Annotated in this window: 18 protein-coding genes; 4 read left to right on the top strand and 14 right to left on the bottom strand. The window is 42.4% G+C overall.

Annotation, left to right across the window (positions count from 1 at the left end; all coding sequences use genetic code 11):
- Window positions 1-29: 29 nt before the first annotated feature.
- The 4 genes from I2H87_RS11885 to I2H87_RS11870 form a co-directional block, all read right to left on the bottom strand.
- The gene (locus I2H87_RS11885) at window positions 30-2723 is read right to left on the bottom strand and encodes a glycosyl hydrolase (protein ID WP_330611582.1); all 2694 of its coding nucleotides are present in this window, start codon (window positions 2721-2723) and stop codon (window positions 30-32) included.
- A gap of 14 nt (window positions 2724-2737) precedes the next feature.
- Window positions 2738-3580: a carbohydrate ABC transporter permease gene (locus tag I2H87_RS11880; RefSeq protein ID WP_022152359.1), complete on the bottom strand. Its 843-nt coding sequence runs from the start codon at window positions 3578-3580 to the stop codon at window positions 2738-2740.
- Window positions 3580-4464 carry a carbohydrate ABC transporter permease gene (locus I2H87_RS11875; protein WP_009266922.1) on the bottom strand — a complete coding sequence of 295 codons (885 nt, stop codon included), beginning with the start codon at window positions 4462-4464 and terminating at the stop codon, window positions 3580-3582. The genes I2H87_RS11880 and I2H87_RS11875 overlap by 1 nt, the downstream gene beginning before the upstream one ends.
- A gap of 141 nt (window positions 4465-4605) precedes the next feature.
- The gene (locus I2H87_RS11870; RefSeq protein ID WP_009266923.1) at window positions 4606-5994 is read right to left on the bottom strand and encodes an ABC transporter substrate-binding protein; all 1389 of its coding nucleotides are present in this window, start codon (window positions 5992-5994) and stop codon (window positions 4606-4608) included.
- 488 nt (window positions 5995-6482) lie between these two features.
- On the opposite strand from I2H87_RS11870, the gene I2H87_RS11865 reads away from it, so the two are divergent.
- Window positions 6483-8552: a family 10 glycosylhydrolase gene (locus I2H87_RS11865; RefSeq protein ID WP_195610101.1), complete on the top strand. Its 2070-nt coding sequence runs from the start codon at window positions 6483-6485 to the stop codon at window positions 8550-8552.
- Between the two features lie 176 nt (window positions 8553-8728).
- On the opposite strand, the gene I2H87_RS11860 is transcribed toward I2H87_RS11865, so the two are convergent.
- Window positions 8729-9448, bottom strand: a complete 720-nt coding sequence (locus I2H87_RS11860) for a FadR/GntR family transcriptional regulator (protein ID WP_195610099.1) — start codon at window positions 9446-9448, stop codon at window positions 8729-8731.
- 223 nt (window positions 9449-9671) lie between these two features.
- On the opposite strand from I2H87_RS11860, the gene I2H87_RS11855 reads away from it, so the two are divergent.
- The 3 genes from I2H87_RS11855 (at window position 9672) to I2H87_RS11845 (ending at window position 11905) form a co-directional block, all read left to right on the top strand.
- Window positions 9672-10406: a lysophospholipid acyltransferase family protein gene (locus I2H87_RS11855; RefSeq protein ID WP_022152362.1), complete on the top strand. Its 735-nt coding sequence runs from the start codon at window positions 9672-9674 to the stop codon at window positions 10404-10406.
- Window positions 10407-10669: 263 nt separating this feature from the next.
- A complete protein-coding gene (locus tag I2H87_RS11850; protein WP_195610097.1) occupies window positions 10670-11131 on the top strand; it encodes a DUF2798 domain-containing protein in 462 nt (153 codons plus the stop codon).
- 162 nt (window positions 11132-11293) lie between these two features.
- Window positions 11294-11905: a YesL family protein gene (locus tag I2H87_RS11845; protein WP_009266928.1), complete on the top strand. Its 612-nt coding sequence runs from the start codon at window positions 11294-11296 to the stop codon at window positions 11903-11905.
- A gap of 208 nt (window positions 11906-12113) precedes the next feature.
- Here I2H87_RS11845 and I2H87_RS11840 read toward each other — a convergent pair whose 3' ends face one another.
- The 9 genes from I2H87_RS11840 to I2H87_RS11800 all read right to left on the bottom strand — a co-directional run bounded on the left by I2H87_RS11840 (window position 12114) and on the right by I2H87_RS11800 (window position 22920).
- Window positions 12114-13484 (bottom strand): UDP-N-acetylmuramoyl-tripeptide--D-alanyl-D-alanine ligase, encoded by a 1371-nt coding sequence (locus I2H87_RS11840; protein ID WP_195610095.1) that lies wholly within the window; start codon window positions 13482-13484, stop codon window positions 12114-12116.
- 11 nt (window positions 13485-13495) lie between these two features.
- Complete coding sequence (locus tag I2H87_RS11835; protein WP_195610093.1) at window positions 13496-14551, bottom strand: D-alanine--D-alanine ligase family protein; 1056 nt, start codon at window positions 14549-14551, stop codon at window positions 13496-13498.
- Between the two features lie 56 nt (window positions 14552-14607).
- The gene (locus I2H87_RS11830; protein WP_009266932.1) at window positions 14608-16059 is read right to left on the bottom strand and encodes a nicotinate phosphoribosyltransferase; all 1452 of its coding nucleotides are present in this window, start codon (window positions 16057-16059) and stop codon (window positions 14608-14610) included.
- 163 nt (window positions 16060-16222) lie between these two features.
- Entirely contained in the window at window positions 16223-18109 is a 1887-nt protein-coding gene (locus tag I2H87_RS11825) for a DNA cytosine methyltransferase (RefSeq protein ID WP_147623670.1), read from the bottom strand.
- Window positions 18094-18321, bottom strand: a complete 228-nt coding sequence (locus I2H87_RS11820) for a DNA cytosine methyltransferase (RefSeq protein WP_009266934.1) — start codon at window positions 18319-18321, stop codon at window positions 18094-18096. The genes I2H87_RS11825 and I2H87_RS11820 overlap by 16 nt, the downstream gene beginning before the upstream one ends.
- A gap of 486 nt (window positions 18322-18807) precedes the next feature.
- Complete coding sequence (locus I2H87_RS11815; RefSeq protein ID WP_195610091.1) at window positions 18808-20814, bottom strand: SHIRT domain-containing protein; 2007 nt, start codon at window positions 20812-20814, stop codon at window positions 18808-18810.
- Between the two features lie 245 nt (window positions 20815-21059).
- On the bottom strand, window positions 21060-21635 hold the full coding sequence (locus I2H87_RS11810; protein WP_009266936.1) for a nitroreductase family protein: 576 nt from the start codon (window positions 21633-21635) through the stop codon (window positions 21060-21062).
- A 44-nt stretch (window positions 21636-21679) separates the two neighbouring features.
- Entirely contained in the window at window positions 21680-22519 is an 840-nt protein-coding gene (locus tag I2H87_RS11805) for a pirin family protein (protein WP_009266937.1), read from the bottom strand.
- Window positions 22516-22920, bottom strand: a complete 405-nt coding sequence (locus I2H87_RS11800; RefSeq protein ID WP_009266938.1) for a MarR family winged helix-turn-helix transcriptional regulator — start codon at window positions 22918-22920, stop codon at window positions 22516-22518. Before I2H87_RS11800 ends, I2H87_RS11805 begins: the two co-directional genes overlap by 4 nt.
- Between the last annotated feature and the right edge of the window lie 479 nt (window positions 22921-23399).

Genomic DNA, 23399 nt, shown 5'->3' with positions numbered 1-23399 from the left:
AAGACTCCACTTCCTACTCTCTTTTATTCCTAAAAAAGAATCTGTACAGTTCCCCAAATGCCCGATGGCAATGGTTCTTCTATCATCTCTCTTTCACGCCAGTTAAACAGTCTTTCCTTTCTGCACTGCTCCAGACTTCCTGTCTCATACGGCCACCTTTCGATCACAGGTTTCTTTTCCACTCTTTCCGGATACCCCGGATCGATCATTCGGTTGATCAGCAAATTGACTGCCCGGATCTCAATCGTATTTTCCCCTTTTTTCAGCAATCCTGTAATATCCGCTTCATAAGGATGTTTGATGATCACATCTGCCAACTTCCCATTGATCCGAATTTCTGCCGTCTCACCAATATGCTCCAACCTCAGAACGACCGTTGCTGCATGTTCCATCTGCTCCCACTGGTCTGTTGCGATCTGTATCTTTTTGATATAACGCCCGGTTCCGGAATAGAATTTAAGTTCCTGCTCCTGTTCCCAGCTAACAAGCCTTTCATATGTTTTCTCAAATCCTGCTTGCTCCACCTGAAGCGTCCAGCCATGAGAAATATCCAGTATTTCCGGTTTTTGAGCTTTCACCGCCTCCACGGTCGGCGCATCCATCTCCTTACTAAATACAAAGATCAAAGATTGATATGCCTCGATCTCAAGATCGACTTCCACTCGGTCTTCCGTTTTTTTGTATTTTCTTACCGCCTTTTCTTTTCCGTTCATCGGATCGAATACACAGAAATCATCTGACATACCGAAAAACAAAATCTTTTCTGCACACGCATTCTCCGATACATTGGAAATAAAATAAATATCTTCTTTCTTAGTTTTTCGATGTACATATCCAACAATATCCGAATGATTCTGTATCATCACATCCGGCTTCTTTGCACTTCTCAGCGCCTCTAAAAGCGAGACTGATTTATCTTTCGTAATGATCACATTCTCTCTCGCTTTCAGCTTCTCCCCGATTCCCCTGATTTCTTCTGTATTTTGTATACAATTTAAAAGTCCGCAAGATTTCTCCGGAAGTTTTTCCGCCGCAATCACAGTTCTTCCACTGTCTGCAAATTCCTGAATTTTTTTCATAACAGCCACAGGAATCCTGTCACATTCGATCAGAAGTAATGTATCATATCCATAACATTCCCAATTCATTAATACATCGTCATTGACATAATCAAACCAGTAGCCTGCCTTGTGTATGCCATCCACACAAGCTGTTTCCAGTCTTTCATTTAATTTCATGCACATATGGGTGTCTGCGATCGGCATCTCCGCCCATATATCATGCTGCGGCAGATAAATCGCCGTGGAGACCACCGGTTTTCCTCTCTGCATAAAATCACATACACGATTGATGTAAATACTGATCATCTTATAATATTTCCACCACGTATTCGTGTGATTGATATTTGTCGACGCATAAAAAGCCAGCATGTCCTCGCCTGCATCCGCTTTGCTGTAACTATACCCATGATTTACGATCTGATTGACCCCATCCAGAAAAATACTGTCCGCAGCCGCTTTGATCTGCTCAAGCGTCACTACAAACCTCGGAAAACGCAGCCACGTAAACGATTCATTTGAAATGATCGGCTTCCCGTAAATATGTCCTGCCGAAACAGCCAGCCGTCGATGTATCGTATTTACCTCATATCTGTCAAACGCTGAAAATGTTTCGCCCTCCGGGATATCCGCCGCTCCATACGCCTGAAGAACATCGCCCCATGTGCCGTGTGCCTGTATACGCGAAAGCGTCCCTTTCTCATGACACCATTTTGTCAATTCCCGAAAGAAATTCTCCACAGTCAATTCTGCCATTGTCTTCTGAAAATCATATCGGACCTGCTCTGTCATATTTTTAATCTCGCCCCACAGCGCATAAATATAAGGTCTGAGTTCATACCCTCTTCTTTTCCGGAATTCTTCATATAAAATATCTGTCCAATTATGTCCGAATACTTCGATCGAATCACAAAATATATTTCGGATCTTCTTCGCGCCGACAGCTTCTATGATCGGATCGCCGCCATACTCCAGAAATTTTCTTAAAGACTCTTTTCGATTGTGATCGACGATCAGCCCGTCTCCGCCCCGGAGCGGCTTTAAAACCTGCTGCTTTTTATCAGTGGATACAAACAAAACAATCTTATGCAGCCCCTCAGGAACTTCGATTTCTCCGATTTCCGTTCCCCATGGCCAGTTAAATAAGTATTTATCTTTCACCCTGTCCAGGATATCTTTCATGGATTCCGGCAGCATCTGCGCGTGTTCCATTTTCCCCATAACAGCTCCGACAACTTTGCCGTAAACGACCGTTGTCAGATCTTTCGAGAATCTGCACGGTCCCTCCACATCTATTGAAAAGGGAAGCACACTTTGTCCGCTCAGTTCTTCCGGTACAAACGGTCCGCCAAAAGGCCAGGAAGACCCCAACGTCAGGTCAAACTGCATCCCCCTGACCTCTGCTTCATCTGCGGCAAACCGTATCAGTTCCATAAATTCCGGTGAAAGATAATCATAATTCCGAATTCCCTTTTTTTCGTCATCTGCCTCCAACGGATATAAAATCTGCAGTTCGACGCCGCCGATCCCTGCTTCTTCCATATAATCCAGTTCCCGGCAGATTTCCTCTTTTTCAACGGCACAGCCATACCACCACCATCTGGTTTTATTTCTTGCCTCCTTGTCCGGACAAAGCATCTGCTGTTTCATTTCATATCTGTTCACCTTGTACCCCCTGTTTATTCTTTGACTGCTCCCGCCGTCATTCCCTCCACGATAAATTTCTGCATCACCGCGAACATCAACGCCGTAGGGATCAATGCCATCACACCTCCGGCCATCAAAAGTCCCCATTCAACGTTATATTTTCCGATCAGTGTTTTCAAACCTACCGGAATCGTCCACATCTCCGGTGTACTTATAAAAATAGATCCCGCGATCAGTTCATTCCATGCGCCGATAAATCCAAATACGAATACCGATACGATTCCCGGGAACATGATCGGAAATACAATTTTAAAAAGTGACTGCATTTTCGTGCATCCATCCACTTTGGCAGCTTCCTCCAACGTGATCGGAATCCTCTCAAAGAAACTCCGCATCGTAATGACACAGAACGGCAGGTTCACAGTTACATAGTAAATAAACAAACCGATATGTGTATTGATCATCCCAAGCTTCGAGAAAATGATATATAACGGAATAATGACCAAAATTCCCGGAATCATCTGTGTGATCAGAAAAAATAAAACAACCGTCTGTTTTCCTCTGAATTTATAACGCGCCAGAGAGTATCCTCCCAACATAGAGAATACCGTAACAACAAGCGCAGATGCCACCGACACGAGCAAGCTGTTCTTTAAGAGCACTCCGTAATGAAACTGTTCAAACAAACCCGTGTAGTTCTCCAACGTAAAATCTTTCGGGAAAAAAGTAATGTTGTTCAGATCCAGAATCTCGCCGCTGGTCTTAAATGAAGTGATCACGATCCAATATATCGGCAGTACAACCAACAGAAAGAAAAAAACTAAAACTAAAACACGGATGGTCGTTCCGATTGCATTTTTTGTTTTCCTGCTCATTAAAAATCACCTGCCTTATCATATTTCGTAACCTTTAAGAATATCAGCGCATAAAGACCAAGTATGATCATCAACATTACGCCAAGTGCCGCTGCAAATCCAAAATCATACGAGCCAAACGCCTTAGAATACATATATGCCGGAAGCGTCTGTGAAGAGTTTGCCGGTCCTCCGTCCGTAATGATCACGACCAGATCAAGTGAGTTAAAGATCCAGATCGTCCGCAAAAGCACCGTTGTGATCAATGTCGGTTTGATATAAGGAAGCGTGATCTGGAAAAATTGACGTACCGTTCCACATCCGTCCACATCCGCCGCCTCGTATACATCTGCCGGAATGGATTGCAGTGCGGCAAGTATCATGATCGCAAAGAACGGAATCCCCATCCAGATCATCGCAATGATCACAACCGCCAACGAATATCCCGGCGTCCCAAGCCATGCTATATTATTGTCTATGATTCCCAGCTTCATCAGAAGATTGTTCACAACACCGTATTCTCCGTTGAATGACCACCGGAAAATGAGACCAACCACGAAACCGGAAAAAGCCCACGGCAAAAATACGATGGACTGATAAAGTCCTCTTCCTTTGAACTGTTTTTTCAATGCAAGGGCAAGAGTCAATCCCAGCAGAAACTGACCTGCTACGGAAATCACAACATAAATGATCGAGTTTTTCAAGATCATCAAACCATCCGGATCTCCGAATAGTTTTTTAAAATTCTCAAATCCGTTAAAGTAAATATCATTCGGAGCTGTCAGTTTATAATTCTGAAAAGCCATCACAATACTATTGATCAGCGGATAGCCGAACAACAAAAGTAAAACCACAAGAACCGGCAGCAAAAACAACCAAGGTTCTCTCTTCCGTTTCTTTTCCATTCAAGTATCACTCTCCTTTTCATTTTCACCGATACCGGACATATACTCCAGTGTGTCAGAAAGGGGAATCAATGCTTTTCTCCGATCACATTAAATTCCCCTTTCGCTTTCATACTATTTCAGATAAATGTCTCCCGGCATCTACTCTGCTGCCGGCTGCATAGTCTTTGGTTTCTCTACTTCTGCACCCTCATTGTCCGCCAGATACTGTTTCATTCTGGCAGTCAGTTCATCCCCGATATGGTTCAGGACATCCTCTGCTGACTGCTGTCCCAACAGATACTTCTGCAGTTCTGTATGGAACATATCCTGATGCAGATCTGTATAGTTGAACGCGCCATATGTAGGCGGTACTGTAAAGTTCGGGTCGTTAAGCTGTGCCAGGAACGGTGCATATGGTCCGTTCTCTCCATATGTTTCATCGTCGCCCACATCATTCTTGATCGGGATCAATCCGCCCATCTTGCAGTATTCGATGTTATTTTCCGGTCTTACGAGGAAATCGACAAGTGCAAGCGCCTCTTCCGGATATTCAGAAGTCTTTGAAATCGTATAAGAGTATGGACTTCCCGCAGAGTTCAGAAGCTTTCCGTCCACCGTCGATACCGGCATCGGAAGTACGCCCCACTGTGACGGATCCATTTTTTCTTCACACGCTTTTGCCACTTCAGAATCATTGGAGACAGTACCTGTCAGACCTCCTGTAAAGTTATCCACCATCTCAACAAATCCCCAGTTTACGGAATCTTCCGGAACATATCCGTCCTTGTAGATTTCACACCATTTTTCCAGCGCTTCCACACATTCCGGGGAATTCAGCAGGAAGTTTCCCTCCTCGTCATATGTATATCCGCCTGTAAATGTCTGCAAATATGTGAGCAATGGATCAAATGCCCCTCTTGCTCCACGGAACGAATTTCCATAACGTTTTTTCTCTTTATCCGTCAGCGCTTTGATCAGATCAAAGTATGCATCATATGTCCAATCTTTTCCTGTCGGAATCTCATACCCGATCTCCTCGACCCAGTCTTTTCTGTAAAAGATACCTTTGACCATAAATCCATCCGGAATCGAATATACATGACCGTATTTTTCTTTCTCCTGCGCCCAGTTGATATTCTTTACCGCTTCAACAAATTCATCTCCGTGCTCTTCCACATAATCATCCACCGGCATGATCCAGTCAGCTTCCGTAAACTGTCCGAGCCAGCTTGGGTGCGTTGTGATCACATCCGGAAGCTGTCCCGATGTTCCGAGAACCGTAAGCTTATCTGCAGCATCATCCCACGGAACACTTTCATAGGCTACCGATATACCGGTCTCTTCTTCAAACTTCTGGAATACACCCTCATAATATTTTTGCCGTTCCGGACTGGGATTGACATCGATAAATCTTAAAGAAGCCTCTTTGCCTTGTTTGCCGGCTTCCTTTGACTCTCCCCCGGAATCTCCTCCCGAGGATCCACATCCTGCAAGCAGACCAACCGCCATACTGGCTGTCAATAACGCTGCGATCACTCTCTTTTTCATTACCTTTTCTCCTTTCTTTTTCCAGACTCATCATACCAGATCGTCTGATTGTTTTACTTTGTTTCGCTTTTCCCTTATCTCTTTTCTGCCGGTCATTTTTGTGAGGTATTTCCGGTCAGACCACTTATGTGATTACACTATCCCCTTTATTATAATTTGTCAATTCTTTTGCCGATTCTTTTGTCAACTTTGTATATTTCTAATAATTATCGTCTTTGATTTTTGTTACTTTTTCCTTTTTTATCCATCTTTTTTGTATTGACATTTACTTTTTCTTTCTATATCCTAAAGATAATCAAATTTTCCTTATCTATTTTCAATTCAATACTATGCCGCGAAAAGATCATATTTTATGCTTTATCTAACAGCATATGTGAAGATATCCGATCATATGATACGTTTTGCTTATTTTATTAAACGTGTTTATCCCACATTTTACATTCGTAAGAAAGGAGTCAGGAAAATATTTCACCTTTTCCTATCAAAAAATGAGCGAAAAATATACTACTACCAAGCGCTGTTATCTGATCGACCATCATTCTCCGCAGCCGCCAGATGTTTTATTAAATCATCTGGATATTCACGAATATGAAGCATTTTTCGACACCGCAAATATTGACTCTCTGATGGTATATTGTAAAGATCACTGGGGAGTCACCTATTATCCAAGTAATGTTCCGGGTTCACAGCAGCATAAAGGAGTTCAAAAAGACTGGATTCAAGAAGTCAGCAATCTTTTAAAAAAGAAAAATATTGAATTTGTCGCATATTATTGTATTGAATACGACGAGGGCGCGGCACGCAGATTTCCGGATTGGCGCGTGAAATGCGCGGATGGTTCCCCGCTGATCCGTGATGACGCATTTGCAAAATGGAGTCTCTGCTGTTATCAGACCGGTTATCGTGAATATTGTCTTCAACAGTTAGAAGAGATTGTTTCCAGATACAGCCCTGACGCCCTGTTTTTAGATATTTTTGGCGCTTCTCTCTGCTACTGTGAAAATTGCCGCCGTAAATTCGAGACACAGTTCCACTATCCGCTTCCGGAATCAGAACAGGACATTCTGGCTCATAAAGCGGACATCATCCAATTTTTAAACAATAATGCGAAAGAATTTCTTGCGGAATTGAAAGAACGAGTCAAAACCATCGATCCTTCTTTAGCAGTGACCATTAATTTTTCCTGTCACTATCCGCAGGACATCCGGGATATGCTGGACTACCAATTTTCCGAGCCGCTGCTGAAAGATAACTGGTTTTCATCCGCTTATGCCCGGGATACCGCGATCGGGCATTATCCGATCTTAGTCCCCGGCGAAGCTTCGCAAGTTTATAATTATAGTTCGGTAAATGAATATGTCTGCGATTTATCCTCCATTGCCGCTCAAGGCTGCCGCACCGGAATGTACAGTGGATCTCAGCATATTGACGGAACTTTGGATTTCCAGGAGGCTCGTCTCCTTGGCACTGCATTTACAGAGATTGAAAAAATGGAACCTTACCTGACAGGTCGCAGTCCGGTAAAATGTGTGGGAATTGTCCAAAGCGACCTGTCGATGTCCGTCAATCTCCCTGCGCTCCAGCCGGATGCAATCCTGAGGATGAAACGGCATAACCCTCACCAAAATGCGGTTCTGGGAGCAATGCAGTTATGCGAACACGCAAAGCTGCCATTTATGGTCCTGCCGGAGCGAACCATTACCGAAGAAATGCTGAAACAGTTTGACGTACTCCTTTTGCCTGAAGTATTTGTGATTGAAAATGATTTAGCTCAATTGCTGAAAGATTATGTGTCCGCAGGCGGCTTGCTCATCAGTTCCGGTCAGAGCGGATTGTGGAACGCAGATTCTACCCGGCTTTCCGCCTCTTCTATTTCAGAAATTTTAGGAACCGAAAGCGCAAAAATCCACACCGAATATCAGGCAAATCAATGGTCGGGATACTTGAAAAACATAAGTGAAAGAAGTTTTTCCGGACTTCTATCCTGCACCACCCCACCGATCAGCGAGCATTTTATCGAAACAACATGTACCGGGTCCGCCGAGGCGCTTCTCTCTATTCTGTTACCCTGTGTCGGCTGTGATTCCGAACATTGGGTAAATTGGTGGAGTCCGCCTCCGGGATCAGATTCCAACTATCCTGCGCTGATCCATAATAAACTTGGTGCCGGAAGCTGCTATTATATGGCTTTTGATTTCTTCACCATGGTTTCACTTGAAACATTCCAGTATCCGCACGATCTGTTTTACGACTTGATCACTTCGGAACAGATCCGACCGGCAATACGGAACAAAACCGAGACACCTGATATTATCAGGACCGCTTATTTTGAAACTGCGGATTCCTATATTGTACATCAGATTTCCATGATTCCCAAACAGTTCCATGGCGATGTATTTCCGATAAGCGGTGGAATATTAGAACTGAATGTTCCTGTTTCCAAAGCAAAACTGGTTTACCCCGAAGAACAGACTTTAGAAGTTCATTCAGAAGAAAAAAGAACTCGTATCCATTTGCCGGAATTTACACTTCAACAGATCATTGTATGTAAAAAGTGAAAAAGTGCTCCTCATTTGATGAATCGCTTCAATCACCGGAAGTGCCAAAAGGCACATTCCGGGATTGTAAGCAGTCGCCAAGGTCTCGGGCAAGCCCGGACTTTGGCTCGTCGCCTATGCAAAAAATGAGGAGCACTGCTCCATAACCGGGTCGATCCGTTATTTTGCAATACTCCTCATGCATTTTCCACTTGAATTTTACCGTAAATCTCCAAGTCCAATTTTATAATATTATCGTACTTTTCCAAAGCCCCCTGGATATTTTTTTTGCGCATCATCTGAACCATTTCCAGATGATACGGAAAAGTCCTCAGCAATACCGCCTGATAATCAAACTCTTTCCCATCAAAGTATCCATACAATTCATCGTCAAAAGTTTCATACATCTCCGTCATGTTCCGGACCAAATTTGTCATCTCATAATTACCGTAGCATTCCAATATAAATCGATGGAACTGATGATCCATCTCTTTGGGCATAATCCCCTGCGCCGCCATATCATTCATCTGGACTGCCATCTTCTCCAACTGATCCAACATCTCGTCTGACATATCGGGGATTGCTTTTTCCAGACTATATCTCTCTAAAACACTCTTTATTTCAAATAATTCCAGAAAATTCTTCAAAGCCAGATGAATACTGACCTGTCTTCCCTCAACATAATCCGTTACAAAAGTACCTTTTCCAACCTCTACATGAACGATTCCTTCATTTTCAAGTTCCCGGATCGCTTCACGCAAAGTTGAGCGGCTCACTTTCCATTCTTCCGCCAGCTTTCGCTCTCCCGGAAGCTTTTCACCGGGCTGAAGATTCTCTTCCTTGATATACTGATAAATCCGGTCTGCTACTCTTGAGTACAGCAAAGTTTTATTCTCTATTGATCCTCCGCGCTCCATAATCTCCCTCATCACTTTTCACAATTTATGTCTTATATTATAAGTCTCTATTGGGCATTTCGTCAAGGGAATCCCTCTTTTTCCACTACTTTAACTTTCCATAATACATATCACTGAAAATTCCCTCCTGCCGGATCAATTCCTCTAATCTATTTGCCATTCCGCTCCCTGTATGCTAAAATAAATCAGATTATGATTTTGTAATGAAAAGAGGTTCGTTGATATGATTCGTTTTGTTTGTGTTGTCGTGATACTTGTCACATTTCTGATCCTGACGATCCCGGTCTTTTTTGTAGAATGGCTGATCGGGAAGTTCAATCGGAACGCGAGAGATTATAGTTCGCTGCGCATCGTACAGTGGGGATTTAAGACAATCTTGAAAGTCACAGGAGTAAACGTCACCGTGATCGGAGAAGAACGGGTTCCGGATGAACCGGTACTCTTTATCGGAAATCACCGCAGCTTTTTTGACATCTTGCTCACATACTCCCGCTGCCGCCGGCTGACCGGATATGTTGCCAAGAAAGAAATGGAAAAAATACCGCTTCTGTCCACCTGGATGCGCTTTTTATACTGCCTTTTCCTCGACCGTGAGAATCCAAAAGAGGGTTTGAAAACGATTTTGAAAGCGATCGACCATGTAAAAAACGGAATCTCCATCTGCATTTTCCCGGAGGGAACACGGAACAAAGGAGAAGAATTAAGTCTGCTTCCGTTTAAAGACGGCGCGTTCAAGATCGCAACCAAGACCGGATGCGCGATCGTTCCGATCTCCATGAACAATACTGCCGAAATTTTTGAGAATCATTTCCCGAAGATCAAAAAGACTCACGTTGTTCTGGAATACGGCGAGCCGATCTATCCGGATCAGTTGGATAAAGAAGAGAAAAAACATATCGGATCTTATGTTCAGAAGATTGTACAGGATACGATCAATAAAAATGCAGAATTGCTGTAAGAGAATATACCAGTGTCAGTGTACAGTAGAAAATACTTCCTTGTGCACCGACATTATAAGGCAGAACGATAAAATAAGAATTTTTCTTGACATGCCTTATCAATTATGCTATTTTAAATCCCGGCAAAAGTGAATAGATGGTTTTAATTGGAAACGCACATTCTCCTGAATGATAACGAACAACACGCTTGCAATGCATGGATTTCAACATCCGGCGCACATTTGCATACATTTTGTCAATTATCATTTCAGGAGGATTTTTTATGCCAAAAAACAAATTTCAAGAAGTTATTTTTACGATCATGATGGTTCTTGTCATGGTTTATGCGATGATCTGTTACAACATCGCCCTTGCGACCGGCGGGCTGACAAACGCGATTTTTGCCGCCGCATTCCGCGAACTGCTCTTTATGGCGCCGCTCGCATTTCTGCTCGATTTTTTTCTTGTTTCAAAAATTGCATTTAGAAAGGCGTACCGGATCGTCAATGTAAAAGCTGACAATCCGTTCCACCTTGTACTTGCGATTTCTGCAGTCTCCGTTGTCTGCATGTGTCCGTTGATGAGTCTTGCTGCGACTCTGCTTTTTAAACATGCCGGAAGTGAATTCCTTGCTGTCTGGATCCAAACGACTGCGCTCAATTTCCCAATGGCGTTTTTCTGGCAGTTTTTCTTCGCCGGACCATTGGTTCGATTTTTGTTTGGATTATTTTTCCGTTTTTCGTAAATCCAATTTTCGGGGATGTGATGTTCAAAAAATGACACCGGACAGATGGATGCTTCTACCCCACTTCTTTGTTTTTCCCGATTGACAGAATGGTTTCATTTGCGCTACAATTGTTGCAATGTTTCATACACTTTGCTAGAAATTATTTATCAGGAGGCTATTATGAGTTTTTTCAATCTGGACAGTCCGGTTATGCGTTTTCTTACTAAAGTGGCAGATTTGATCATTTTAAATATCCTGTTTCTGATCTGCTGTATTCCGATCGTAACGATCGGAGCTGCATCCACCGCACTTTATACCGTCACAATGAAATCCGTGCGAGATGAAGAGAGTTATGTGATCCGCAGCTATTTCAAAGCTTTCAAAGACAACTTCAAGATCGGTACATTTTCCTGGCTGATCGCTCTGGCGCTCGGCATCGTACTGACCTTAGATTTCCGGATCCTTCCGGCACTTCCGGAAACGATGGCACAGGTTCTTCGCATGTTCCTGATCGCTGTTTCTCTGTTTTACGCGATCTTTATGATCTACCTGTTTCCTTATATCGCACGGTTTGAGAACACATTGAAAGGCACTTTAAAAAATGCACTGATCCTCGGAATCGCATGCCTGCCATACACTCTTTTGCTGCTTCTGATCCACGGCGCGGCGATCGCGGCAACTTTATTTATCGACTTTCGCATTGTCGGCTTTCTCTGGATCACCATCGGTTTTTCCGGAGTTGCCTATGCATGTTCCTATCTGCTGCGAAGAGCATTTGCAAAATTTGAGTGATGTAAATCACCGGAAGTGCCAAAAGGCACATTCCGGGATTGTAAGCAGTCGCCAAGGTCTCGGGCAAGCCCGAACTTTGGCTCGTTGCCTATACAAAAAAAGAATCTCCCACAGGCTTCCGTTTTATGGTCTGCCGCTTCCATGCGGCGCACCACAGCACAGGTCTGTGAGAGATTCTTTTTTATGTTTTATAGATCATAGATTTTTCTTAATTTTTCTGCAGCCGTTCCACGATCTGTGCAAACGCCATTCCATGGGACGCCTTGACCAAAATCGTGTCACCGTCTTCCAGCACCCGATCCATTTCCTCAAAAAATGTATCTTTGTCTGCATAATGGTGAATTTCCATCTCCGCGTTTGTTTCTCTCGCACCTTTTGCCATCTCTTCCGAAAGCGCGCCAATACAGATCAGAACGTCCACACCGGATTTTGCCGCGTGCACACCGACGTCAAAATGCATCGCTTTCTCATTGTCCCCGAGTTCAAACATATCCCCGAGCACGGCAACCGTTCGTGTATCCGCCTTTTTCAGTACGTCGATCGAAGATTTCATCGACACCGGATTGGCGTTATAACAGTCGTCAATCACTGTAAATTTCCCGGTCTCGATCAGATTGTTCCGTCCGGCAAGCGGCACAAGCGCCTCGATTCCGGCTTTGATCTGATCATCTGTCATGCCAAGCGCATAACCGACTGCGATCCCGGCAAGCGCATTGTACACCATATGATTTCCCGGTATCGAGATATGCGCGGAAAATGCGGACTCCGGTGTGACAAACCGGGCGTCCGTTCCGCGAAGCCCCTGGTTCTCGATCTGCTCCGCATGAAAATCATTTTCCGTGTGAAGCCCAAATCTTACCGGCTTGATTCCATTTTCCGGAAGATAAGATGCGAGCTTGTCATCATCTCCATTCAGTAAAATGCTTCCATCAGGATTCATATAAGCGATCATCTCGGTCTTCGCTTTCAGAATCCCATCCCGGGAACCAAGTTGTTCCAAATGTGCACAGCCGATATTGGTAAATACACAGATATCCGGTCGCGCCATCTTGGCAAGCCGTGTCATTTCTCCGAATCCGCTGATCCCCATCTCGAGAACTGCCACCTCATGTTCCTCACGAATCCTGAAAATGGTAAGCGGAACACCGATCTCATTATTAAAATTTCCCTCCGTTTTCAGCACGTTGAACTTCTGCTCCAGTACGGAGGCGATCATCTCTTTTGTACTTGTTTTTCCGACACTTCCGGAAATTCCAACTACTTTGATATCCAGACTCTTCCGATAATGCTCCGCCAGATCTTTTAACGCCTGCGTGCAGGATTCCACCCGAATATACGGGTAGGACACATCGCCCAGATCTTCTTCGGAAAGTGCACAGAGCGCGCCGTCCTCTATCGTCTTCGGAATGAATGTATGTCCGTCCACACGCGCCCCGCGGATCGCCACGAACAGACTGTCTTTTTCCACTTTCCGGCTGTCGATCACAACGCTGGAAACTTCTTTCCCCATCGATTCTTCCGAACCGAAATACGTTCCTTTACATGCCTGTGCGATTTCTCGCAATGTCATATGTTTCATAAATCCGCTCCTTACTCGTACCGTGCTTCCAACGATTTTTTGATGATCAGTTCACAAAGATCTCCATATGCGATCCCGGCTACATTCGCCTCTTTCGGAAGCAGACTTGCCGCAGTCATCCCCGGAAGCGTATTTACCTCCAGACAGTAAAGATTTCCCTTTTCATCCAAAAGAAAATCCGCACGGCTGTACACATTCAGTTTCAACGCATGGAACGCGCGCACAGTCAGCTCTTTCATCCGCTCGGAAATCTCTTCGCTGATATTTGCCGGGCAGACTTCTTCGGTCGCACCGTCCTGATATTTGTTCGCATAATCAAAAAATCCGGTCTTCGGAATGATCTCGATCGGTGGAAGCGCCTCTCCATCGATCACGCCGCACGCAAACTCACGCCCTTTGATATACTCTTCGATCACAACTTCATCCTCGTAACGGAATGAATTTTCCAAAGCTTCTGCGTATTCCTCCGCCGTCTGCGCGATATATACGCCGATACTCGATCCTCCGGAACAAGGTTTCACAACAACCGGAAGTGTCAGACCGAGATCGTCCAGCTCTTTTTTCTTTTTATTTTTGTGGATGCAGACACCTTTCGGCGTATCTACTCCCGCCTGCTGGAAAATCTGTTTCGTCACCCCTTTATCCATTGCAATCGCACAGCCGAGGGAATCCGGTCCTGTGTAACGGATTCCGAGCAGATCAAACGTCGCCTGCAGCTTTCCGTTCTCTCCCTCGCCGCCGTGCAGCCCTAAAAATGTAATGTCCGCCATGCGGCACAATTCGATGACATTCGGTCCTAAAAAACAATCGGACTGATCCGGTCTGGACGCTTTCACTGCTGCCAGATCCGGCTCTTCCTCGCTGATATTTTTCACGATATCCAGCCCATGATCCGGAAGTGTAAATACTTCCTCCAACCGGTCTTTCTCATATGGAAATCCCATAAATACATCCAAAAGGAATGCATCATGTCCTTTCTCCAACAGTGTGCGGCAAATCCCCGCGCTGGACGAAAGCGACACATCCCGCTCGGTACTCAGTCCCCCTGCCAATACGATAATCTTCATGATTTTTCTCCTTTATATTTCTTATCAATTATTTTCAATCCCGCAGTTCAGACGCTTTATTTCTGGCTCATCTCATTCAAAAGACTTACCTTTGTGTCGTATAATTTCTGTGACAGATCGACATACATCTTATGCGGATAGAACAGACGCTTCGTCTCCTCCCACAATGTCTCTTTCTCCTGCCGGCAGTATTCCGCGATTTCCATCACCGACGGAGATTCATAAACACATTCCCCTTTGATGAACACCGGTTTTAAAATCTCGCGCATTGTGTAACTTCCGCCCGGAAGTCTTGTCTTTTTCCATGTCGCACTCGGATCAAACAAAAGTAATTCTTCTGCTGTGTCAAATGTCTCTCCGACAAAACAGATCAGATCCGCCCGGATTTTCCCGGTCTCTTTATCATATACACGATAAATCGTTTTGTTTCCCGGATTTGTGATCTTTTCCGTGTTTTCCGAAAGTTTGATCTTCGGCACAAATTCCCCGTCCGCATTCTGGATCGCCGCCAGCTTATAAACACCGCCGAAAGACGGGCAGTCTTTGGATGTGATCAGATTCGTTCCCACACCCCATGACGTGATCGCCGCATCCTGCATCTTCAGATCATGGATCAAAATCTCATCCAGATCATTGGACGCTGCGATCACCGCATCTTCAAAGCCTGCCTCGTCCAGCATTTTCCGCGCTTTCTTTGATAAATATGCCAAGTCTCCGGAGTCCAGCCGGATACCGTATGACTTCGGCTTGATCCCGGCATCCCGCATCTCCCGAAAGACTCGGATCGCATTTGGCACACCGGATTTCAGCGTATCGTAAGTATCCACAAGAAGCGTGCACGCATTCGGATATAATTTCGCATATTCTTTGAACGCGGTATATTCATCCGGGAAGCTCATGATCCAGCTGTGCGCATGCGTTCCCATCACCGGAACGTTGAACAATTTTCCTGCCAGCACATTGGACGTTCCGACACATCCGCCGATCATCGCCGCACGCGCGCCGTACAGCCCCGCATCCGGGCCCTGCGCACGCCGCAGTCCGAATTCCATAATGCCGTCACCCTCCGCCGCATAGACAACACGCGAAGTCTTCGTCGCGATCAGACACTGATGATTGATGATATTGAGGATCGCCGTCTCCACAAGCTGCGCTTCCATGATCGGCGCGATCACTTTCAAAAGCGGTTCTTTCGGGAAGACAACCGTCCCCTCCGGGATCGCATAAATGTCTCCGCTGAAATGGAATCCGCTTAAATATTGAAGAAAATCTTCACTGAAGATCCCCAGCTTCCGCAGATAATCCACATCCTCATAAGAAAAATTCAAATTTTTGATATATTCAATGACCTGCTCAAGACCTGCCATCACAGAATATCCGGATTTGTTCGGGTTCTCCCGGAAAAAGACGTCAAACACGACGGTTTCATTTTCCTGGGTTTCAAAATATCCCTGCATCATCGTCAATTCGTACAGATCTGTCAGCAGCGTAAGATTCTGAGCACTCATAAATCTAATTCCTTTCCGTTTTTCGTTACATTATACCACATCAACCGGAGGATTTTCATCTTTTTTGTGATTTGATAATCTTAGCGTCGGTGTACAAGGGGGAAAACGGTCGATTAAGAGCAAATCTCAACTGCGTAATTCCCCTCGTACACTGATGCTTGAACTATACACGATTCTTAATTTGTCTGTCTCTAAACACCGTAAACACATCGAATTTTAATTTCTTCAGTTCTTCATCGAACTTTTCATTCCGATAAATAATCCAATAAGGCAGCTTATTATCCAAAATATACTTTTGCTTCTGGAGCAGTCTTATTTGTCTGGGATATGAAAAAACTCTCGTCTTATTCGGCTTTGCCATATTATTAATAAAAATTGCGATCGTCTCAATTAATACTCCCGGAAAACCTTTTTCTCCAAAATCTATAATACATTCAACCGCTTTCTTAGATATATAAGTTCTCGTCTCCTCAAATTCCGGAGTATTCAATAAAAATTTGGGAAAAACAAGCATAACATAATTCCCAATTAACTCCGCTTTATCGAGAAAAAATGAACAGATATTTGTTGTTTCTTTGTTGATCGCCGCCTCTTTATACTTGGATAATAATTTGTCAGAGGATTTCATTTTGAAAAACGGCAGATTTCCAATAACATAGTCGTACATTTCCTCAAAGGAATGAAGCAGAAAATCGTCCACAATATAACGAATCTTTATATTTTCAGGTATGTTATATTTCCCAAGAATTGCATTTAACACTTCCATATTATCTGCATCAATATCCACTAAATCAAGTTCCACATCTTTATCTTTAAATTTCTCAATAATCAACGGAATAAAATTACCAACTCCAACCGACGGTTCTAAAATTTTGACTTTTTTCTTCTCAATAACAGGAAGATTTTTCATCATCTCAGTTATGAGAGACTTACTCGTAAAAAAAGCAGCATTATCTGTCCGTTTCGTATTTGAAAGTTCCGCGATGCGGCTTAATGCTGATATCGGCAAATTCAATGGATTTTTATTTATAAATTCAATAAGTTCTTCTGTGTTGTTAAACGCTCTCCCCGAAACAATTTTATTTATTTCCGCTGTACTCAATGGTGGATTTTGCAATACCGCTTTCATCTTATGGGCAATTTGTTGAAAAATAACCGTAGGCACCGCTTCGCCCAATGATTGTCGTATCTTAATTTCTTCTTTTTTTAGAAACTTCCGTTTATCGGTCAATGACATTTGATTCAAATCATCAAACGATTGATCAACCCATTTAAAATCATGCGGCACTGTCATCATAAGCATCAATTCTCTAATGCTAAATACTCTGTCATCCTCCGGACGAATTGTATTTTGGCTAGCAAGCTGGTCATTACGAGTATGAATACAAGGTCCTACCTTATCCCAAATCTGACGCCGGTATTTATCTCCGTTTTTCTGCTGATTAATGATCAGTTTCCCGTCTTTTATCTGATGTGTTTTCTTTTTATCATCTTCATTGTCAAATGCAGATTCCCCTTCATCCAAATCCATAATCCACTCCCTCATATGTTCCGGATACATCCTGAACGAATGATAGATATCTGTATGATCGATCTCTCCGAACTCTTTTAATGCCGGCAAACCTCCAATAACATCTCTCAGTGTTTTTTCTTCAACAAAATCCGGAAACAACTCCATAGGAGAAATTTCATCTGCATAATCATTTGCCACGCCAATTACAACTGTTCGTTGTCTGCTGGAACATGCTCCATAATTCTTAAAATTAATCAACTGAGCAATATAAGAATAAAAACCGCCCAGATTATTTTGAATTGCCTCCGATATCGGTTTATTAACACCATCTATATCCGTACATATTGTCTTCATAAAAGCCGGTACGTTTTCTAAAACAAAGAATCTTGGTCGAACCTTTTTAATTATTTTTATTGATTCTACAACAAGAGAGTTTCTTATGATCTCCTGTTCCTTTTTCTTATGATTCGCGACTGACATTCCCTGGCAAGGAGGCGTCGCAATCACAACGTCAACTCTCTTTAATTTTTCTTCCAAAGATCTATTTGTTCAAATAAACGCTCTTTTACTTCGTTTGTAGTAATATCTCCACAAATATATCCACTGTCGTATTTACATTTATTATTGTATTTTTGAATTTTTAGTCTGCGTTCAATCAGTTCATTTGTCGCTATACAACTAAAATCTTCCAGCTTGAACCCATAACACCCTACTCCGGCGCTACTGAACAAACTAATATATGTCATCATTCACTTTTCCTCCTGTTCATTCCGCACTTCTGCAGCTTACTCTCCATTCATTTCTGATGATTTGAGTTCCACAGCTTTCTTTGTGCTGGAATGCCCGTTTTTTCTTTATACATTTTGCAAAATAATCGGATAGCGAAACTGCATGTTTTTCATACTTGCCCATTTGCAAACAGTTCAGGATATCTTGCAATTCTTTTGATAAAACTGTAAAGAATTCTTTTCTCTATTTCCGTAAACATACCCTACATTATATCAAACACTTAAAAAAATTCATATACCTGTTCTTTAGAGATACCCTGAATTTCACATGGCATCAAAAGAGAACATATATAAATACCGCCGTTCGCATAAAAATAAAACTGCTGTATAGCAAAACCACAAAAAGAGACTGCCGCTTCACGATTTATTAATCATCGTTAAAGCGACAGCCCTTTCTTGAAATAACTTACCACATATACTAATCTCTATCCGCCGACATATGTCGTCTTATCTCTTTGTTTTTTTCTTTCTTCTAAACAAAATGATCAACAAACTTATCATTCCCGCAGACAAAACTTTGTATACTTGAATGTTTGACCGATCTCCGGTCTTTGGAACAACAGATACCTTTACTGTATCCGGTTGGGAAGTCTTTCTTTCTGTTTTATCCGGTTCTGGCTGTTTCTCCGGTTTTATTGGCTTTGTAGTATCACTCTCTTTCGGTTCTTTCGGATCTGGCGGCTCCGGATCCGTTTTTTTATCATTTGGATTGTTCCCCGGATCCAAAGGCTTCGTCTTCTCTACTACTGTTACGATAATTCTTTTGCTTACAGATGCGCCTTGCGAATCGCTCACTTTGTAAATAACATTGTATGTTCCTGCCTGTTCCGTATTCACGTTGTTCTCAATGATATGATCCATTGTTATTTCTAAAACCCCGTCTTCCTTATCATTCGCACTTACACCGTCTAACGGATCAAATAAATCTCCTATATTGATCGTTTTATCATGTGCCTGAATAGTCGGAGCCTCATTCAAAACACTCGCTTTTGGCTTAAATTCCCATGAACCGATAAATTCTGTCGTTGCTTTTTCTATTATTTTTTTGTCAGAGTCATATCCTTTGAATTCCCACATGCCCGTTTCTACTGCCACGCTTATTTTTATCGGCTGAATAGGAATAACAATATCTCCCAGATTATACGCCCCTGTGTCAATCGGAAGTAGTTCCGCAACTTCGTCCGGAAGTTCCTCCTCCGAAATACTTTCAAAATGATATCGCACCACATTACTGGTTTTATATGCAGCTTTCAGAAATGTAGTAACTTTTTCTAATGGGAATGTCACATCCACTTCTCGCGCACTGTCTTTCTGCCAGCGGGGATCATCTACATACCATCCTGTGATCCATTCGTTAGATCCGTCTGTCAAAAGCGTTGTATTCATATTTTCAGCCGGAGCCAATGTAAGCGATTTCCCATAATGCGCAATATCATCCCCCTTTAAAACAGCAGTATTATTGGCAATGACAGCCCCGTTTTCGATAACCATCCGCTCTCCGTTATTCCCAATCCCTCCGCCTGCCAGAGCCCCGTTCCCAACTACGCGAAATCCATCTTTTATTACAACATTCGCTTTATCATCTGTAAAGATACCGCCACCAACGACTGCCCCTGTATTATTGGATACTTCTCCGCCGCTCAATACAGCGTTTCCACCAAATATCATTACTCCGCCGCCGTATCCTTGTGCGTTGTCTTTCGTCCTTTCTATTATATTTCCGATAATCTCCCCGCCGTACATATTAAATTCTGCCTCAGCTAAAAAAATACCCCCTCCGCTGCCCGCATAATTCGTGACTACCTTATTTTCCCGGATTGCTCCGCCATACATATTAAAGGTAACTTTTCCATAATTGCCATGTCCTGCAACGGCTCCCCCCATCCCGGCGATAGCTTCATTTATATTTTCATGAATACTGCCGCCGTACATATTGAACTCTCCATTGTTAATATTAACAGCAGATGCCAGCGATGCCCCGTTCGTCACGCATCCTGTTAGTTCCACGCCATCGTACATATTTAACACGGCTATTTCACTTCGCTGCCCGATCTGCACCAACGCTGCTGAACGTTTAAGTGCAGAAGTTGTGATCTTGAGCCGATTCTCATTATCCGTACCATTACTTTTCCCCAATGATAAAACGGCATTGTTTCTTACGCGAAGTTCTCCATGAGACAACTGATCGCCGAGATCAATCATATACCCATTTCCGAGTATCTCTACATTTCTGGAAAATATACAGTCAAATCCGGTGCTTCCAAAATTAATGTCTCCCGTCAGGCTAATCGTATATGTTCCATCTAAAGGCTTATTATTTATTTCTGCGACAGCAGTTTTAAACTGTTCAAAATCAGAAACTTCATATCTCCTTTCGTCAGCCGATACCGGTAATGAAATCAAGCCTAGCAATACTATAACAGCCGTCCCGATCGCAAGCGCTCTATTTTTCATCTCTTCCTCCCTCCTTCGTATTCTTCTGTTTTAACTTTCTTCCTTGGAAGTCCCTATTAATTATATTGTAGTTTCTATTCCATGTATATATTACCAATCTTCCATTTCATGTATATTTCAACTAATTTGATTCTTTCGCAGTTCAAACATCTACACTTATTCTTTATATATCTCTTTGAAAATTTCCTGTAAACACAGAAAAACCGACGTGACTTTTCTGCACATCGGTTTCATTGAAATCTTATTTACGATCTTACAACGCTGACTCTTTTATTTATATCCTCTTTCTCCTTTTCATCCGGCTCCTTTTTAATGCCTCCGAACGGCATTTGCGCTACTAACATGCAGCTTTCAGGTATATCAAAAAGCTCCTTAACTTTTGCATCTATTATCGGATTATAGTGCTGCAAAGACGCTCCGATATTAAGTTCCCTTAACATACTCCACATCACAATCTGGAGCATTCCGTTTGCCTGATTAGCCCAAATCGGAAAATTATCCGCATATGTATGAAATTGTTCCTGCATTTTCTTAACAATATCCTGATCATATAAAAATAATATTGTTCCTGCTCCGTTCTTAAATAAATCTAGTTTCTCCCTCGGTACTTTTCCTTCAAACACATCATAAATCTCGTCCCATAACTGCTCATGTTTTTCACCAAACACGAGCACAACTCGCGCGCTTTTCATGTTAAATGCATCAGGCACTAATTCAGTCACTTTTTTTACTTTTTCTTCGACCTCTTGTTCTGAAATCGGTATCTTCTTATCAAGATTATAATATGTTCTTCTTTTTTCCAATGATTTTATAATGCTCATACTTTCCTCTCTTTACTTGTTATACTTTTTCTTATTCTTCATTCTTAATACACTACTTTATCTTTGATAAACGTATCGTTTCTAAGCTCTAAAAATGCTTGCTGCAACTCTTCCTGCGTATTCATGACAACAGGTCCCGCCCATGCTATGGTTTCATTCAGCGCTCTTGAATTCATATATAAAACCTGAGCTTTCTTTTCTCCATTTTTTATTGTAAGGCTATCGCCTTCTGTCAATTTAACCGCTGTTTTTTCTTCTATATGCTCCCCATTGATATAGACATCGCCTAAAAGAGTGAATATCATTACCGAATCATTTTGATCCATGGTAAGTGTAATTTCTGCGTTCGGATTTAAATGAATATCATAATAATCCATAGGTAAATAATTGCCTTTATATCCTTGGTATTCCATATATGCGCCTGCTAAAAGTCGTATTTTTCCGCCTTCTATTTCTATTTCTTTAACCTCATCATTCTTAATACTATTATAACTCGGCTTGCTCATTTTATCTTTTGCAGGCAGATTTAACCACAGCTGTACTCCCAAAAGTCTTTCCGCCGCCGGAACCATTTCTTCGTGCATGATCCCCGAACCGGAATTCATCCATTGAACTTCACCATCTGAAATCCCATCTTCGTTCCCCAAACTATCCCTGTGAACCATCTTTCCACTTGACACATAACTGATTGTTTCGATCCCTCTATGAGGATGCATTGGAAATCCTGCTGTATAATCATCCGGATTAAGACTGTCAAAAGAATCCAACATTAAAATAGGATCGAACTCTCTTGCCGTGTGACTTCCTAAGACTCTTACTAAATTTACGCCCGCCCCATCAGTTGCTCTAAATCCTTTTACTTTTGTCCTCACTTTTCTTTTCATTTGATTCCTCCTATCTTCTTCAAAAGATATAGCAAAGTTTCCTTTTCATCCTGATCCAAAACATCCATACTTTCCGTTATCTTCGCTTCATTTTTTGGCGCAATTTTGCTGATCACTTCATACCCCTCTTTCGTCAAATGTAGTATACATACACGTCTGTCTTTTTTATCAGGTATTCTTTCTATATACTTCATTTTCACCAAATTATTCACGATAAGCGAAATTGTTCCTACACTACTGAGTATCCTTTCCCTTACCTCGCCCACGCTCATATCACCTTTACTGTAAAGCGCTTCTAAGACCATAAACTGGCTAAATGTCAAATGGTACTCCGAAGCTATTTTAGCTGTTTTTTTATCCAGTGTATTTACGTTTCTGTGAAGTCCAATCAAAATTTTCATCTCGATTCTCCCCAAATCTCTTTCACCTCCTTTACGTTTTTATATCTAACTAGATATTATCTATGTAGATATATTATACTATATTTCATATTTTGTAAATACAAAGTTTACAACTCTTTTAAGGAAATAGGTATTGACTAAGAGGAAGCTTTCTATGACATTTTGAAAGCAGTCTCCCAGAAATATGAGTTCGAATATCCGACGGTAACAAATAATAATATTTATAAAAAAGATCTTGAACCAGCTGAAAATTTCTCCACTATGTATAGTCAAGCGCCAAAGCACGTTCCCTTGACTTCAATACTCAGAACCGTCTTTACGCACTCGCTTAATAGCTTTAAATCTCTTATATCTTTTGCTTTATCTGTGGGATATACAGCGAAGACACTTTCACGTCATACTTTTCCTTAATGTAATCCTTAATTTCCTAACAGGTTGCCTTTGCTTCCGAAGCAGTTAAATCCAGTTCATCCATATCC

This window comes from Mediterraneibacter glycyrrhizinilyticus (genome assembly GCF_015560805.1).
Classification (GTDB): domain Bacteria; phylum Bacillota; class Clostridia; order Lachnospirales; family Lachnospiraceae; genus Schaedlerella; species Schaedlerella glycyrrhizinilytica_A.
Note: the sequence above shows the minus strand (reverse complement) of the source record. Positions and strands in the feature narration are given on the sequence as shown.

Excerpts from the sequence above, each read along its gene's own strand:
- I2H87_RS11880 (WP_022152359.1), bottom strand. The coding sequence starts at position 3,580 with ATGAGCAGGAAAACAAAAAATGCAATCGGAACGACCATCCGTGTTTTA.
- I2H87_RS11875 (WP_009266922.1), bottom strand. The coding sequence starts at position 4,464 with ATGGAAAAGAAACGGAAGAGAGAACCTTGGTTGTTTTTGCTGCCGGTT.
- I2H87_RS11870 (WP_009266923.1), bottom strand. The coding sequence starts at position 5,994 with ATGAAAAAGAGAGTGATCGCAGCGTTATTGACAGCCAGTATGGCGGTT.
- I2H87_RS11865 (WP_195610101.1), top strand. The coding sequence starts at position 6,483 with ATGAGCGAAAAATATACTACTACCAAGCGCTGTTATCTGATCGACCAT.
- I2H87_RS11860 (WP_195610099.1), bottom strand. The coding sequence starts at position 9,448 with ATGGAGCGCGGAGGATCAATAGAGAATAAAACTTTGCTGTACTCAAGA.
- I2H87_RS11855 (WP_022152362.1), top strand. The coding sequence starts at position 9,672 with ATGATTCGTTTTGTTTGTGTTGTCGTGATACTTGTCACATTTCTGATC.
- I2H87_RS11850 (WP_195610097.1), top strand. The coding sequence starts at position 10,670 with ATGCCAAAAAACAAATTTCAAGAAGTTATTTTTACGATCATGATGGTT.
- I2H87_RS11845 (WP_009266928.1), top strand. The coding sequence starts at position 11,294 with ATGAGTTTTTTCAATCTGGACAGTCCGGTTATGCGTTTTCTTACTAAA.
- I2H87_RS11840 (WP_195610095.1), bottom strand. The coding sequence starts at position 13,484 with ATGAAACATATGACATTGCGAGAAATCGCACAGGCATGTAAAGGAACG.
- I2H87_RS11835 (WP_195610093.1), bottom strand. The coding sequence starts at position 14,551 with ATGAAGATTATCGTATTGGCAGGGGGACTGAGTACCGAGCGGGATGTG.
- I2H87_RS11830 (WP_009266932.1), bottom strand. The coding sequence starts at position 16,059 with ATGAGTGCTCAGAATCTTACGCTGCTGACAGATCTGTACGAATTGACG.
- I2H87_RS11820 (WP_009266934.1), bottom strand. The coding sequence starts at position 18,321 with ATGATGACATATATTAGTTTGTTCAGTAGCGCCGGAGTAGGGTGTTAT.
- I2H87_RS11815 (WP_195610091.1), bottom strand. The coding sequence starts at position 20,814 with ATGAAAAATAGAGCGCTTGCGATCGGGACGGCTGTTATAGTATTGCTA.
- I2H87_RS11810 (WP_009266936.1), bottom strand. The coding sequence starts at position 21,635 with ATGAGCATTATAAAATCATTGGAAAAAAGAAGAACATATTATAATCTT.
- I2H87_RS11805 (WP_009266937.1), bottom strand. The coding sequence starts at position 22,519 with ATGAAAAGAAAAGTGAGGACAAAAGTAAAAGGATTTAGAGCAACTGAT.
- I2H87_RS11800 (WP_009266938.1), bottom strand. The coding sequence starts at position 22,920 with ATGAAAATTTTGATTGGACTTCACAGAAACGTAAATACACTGGATAAA.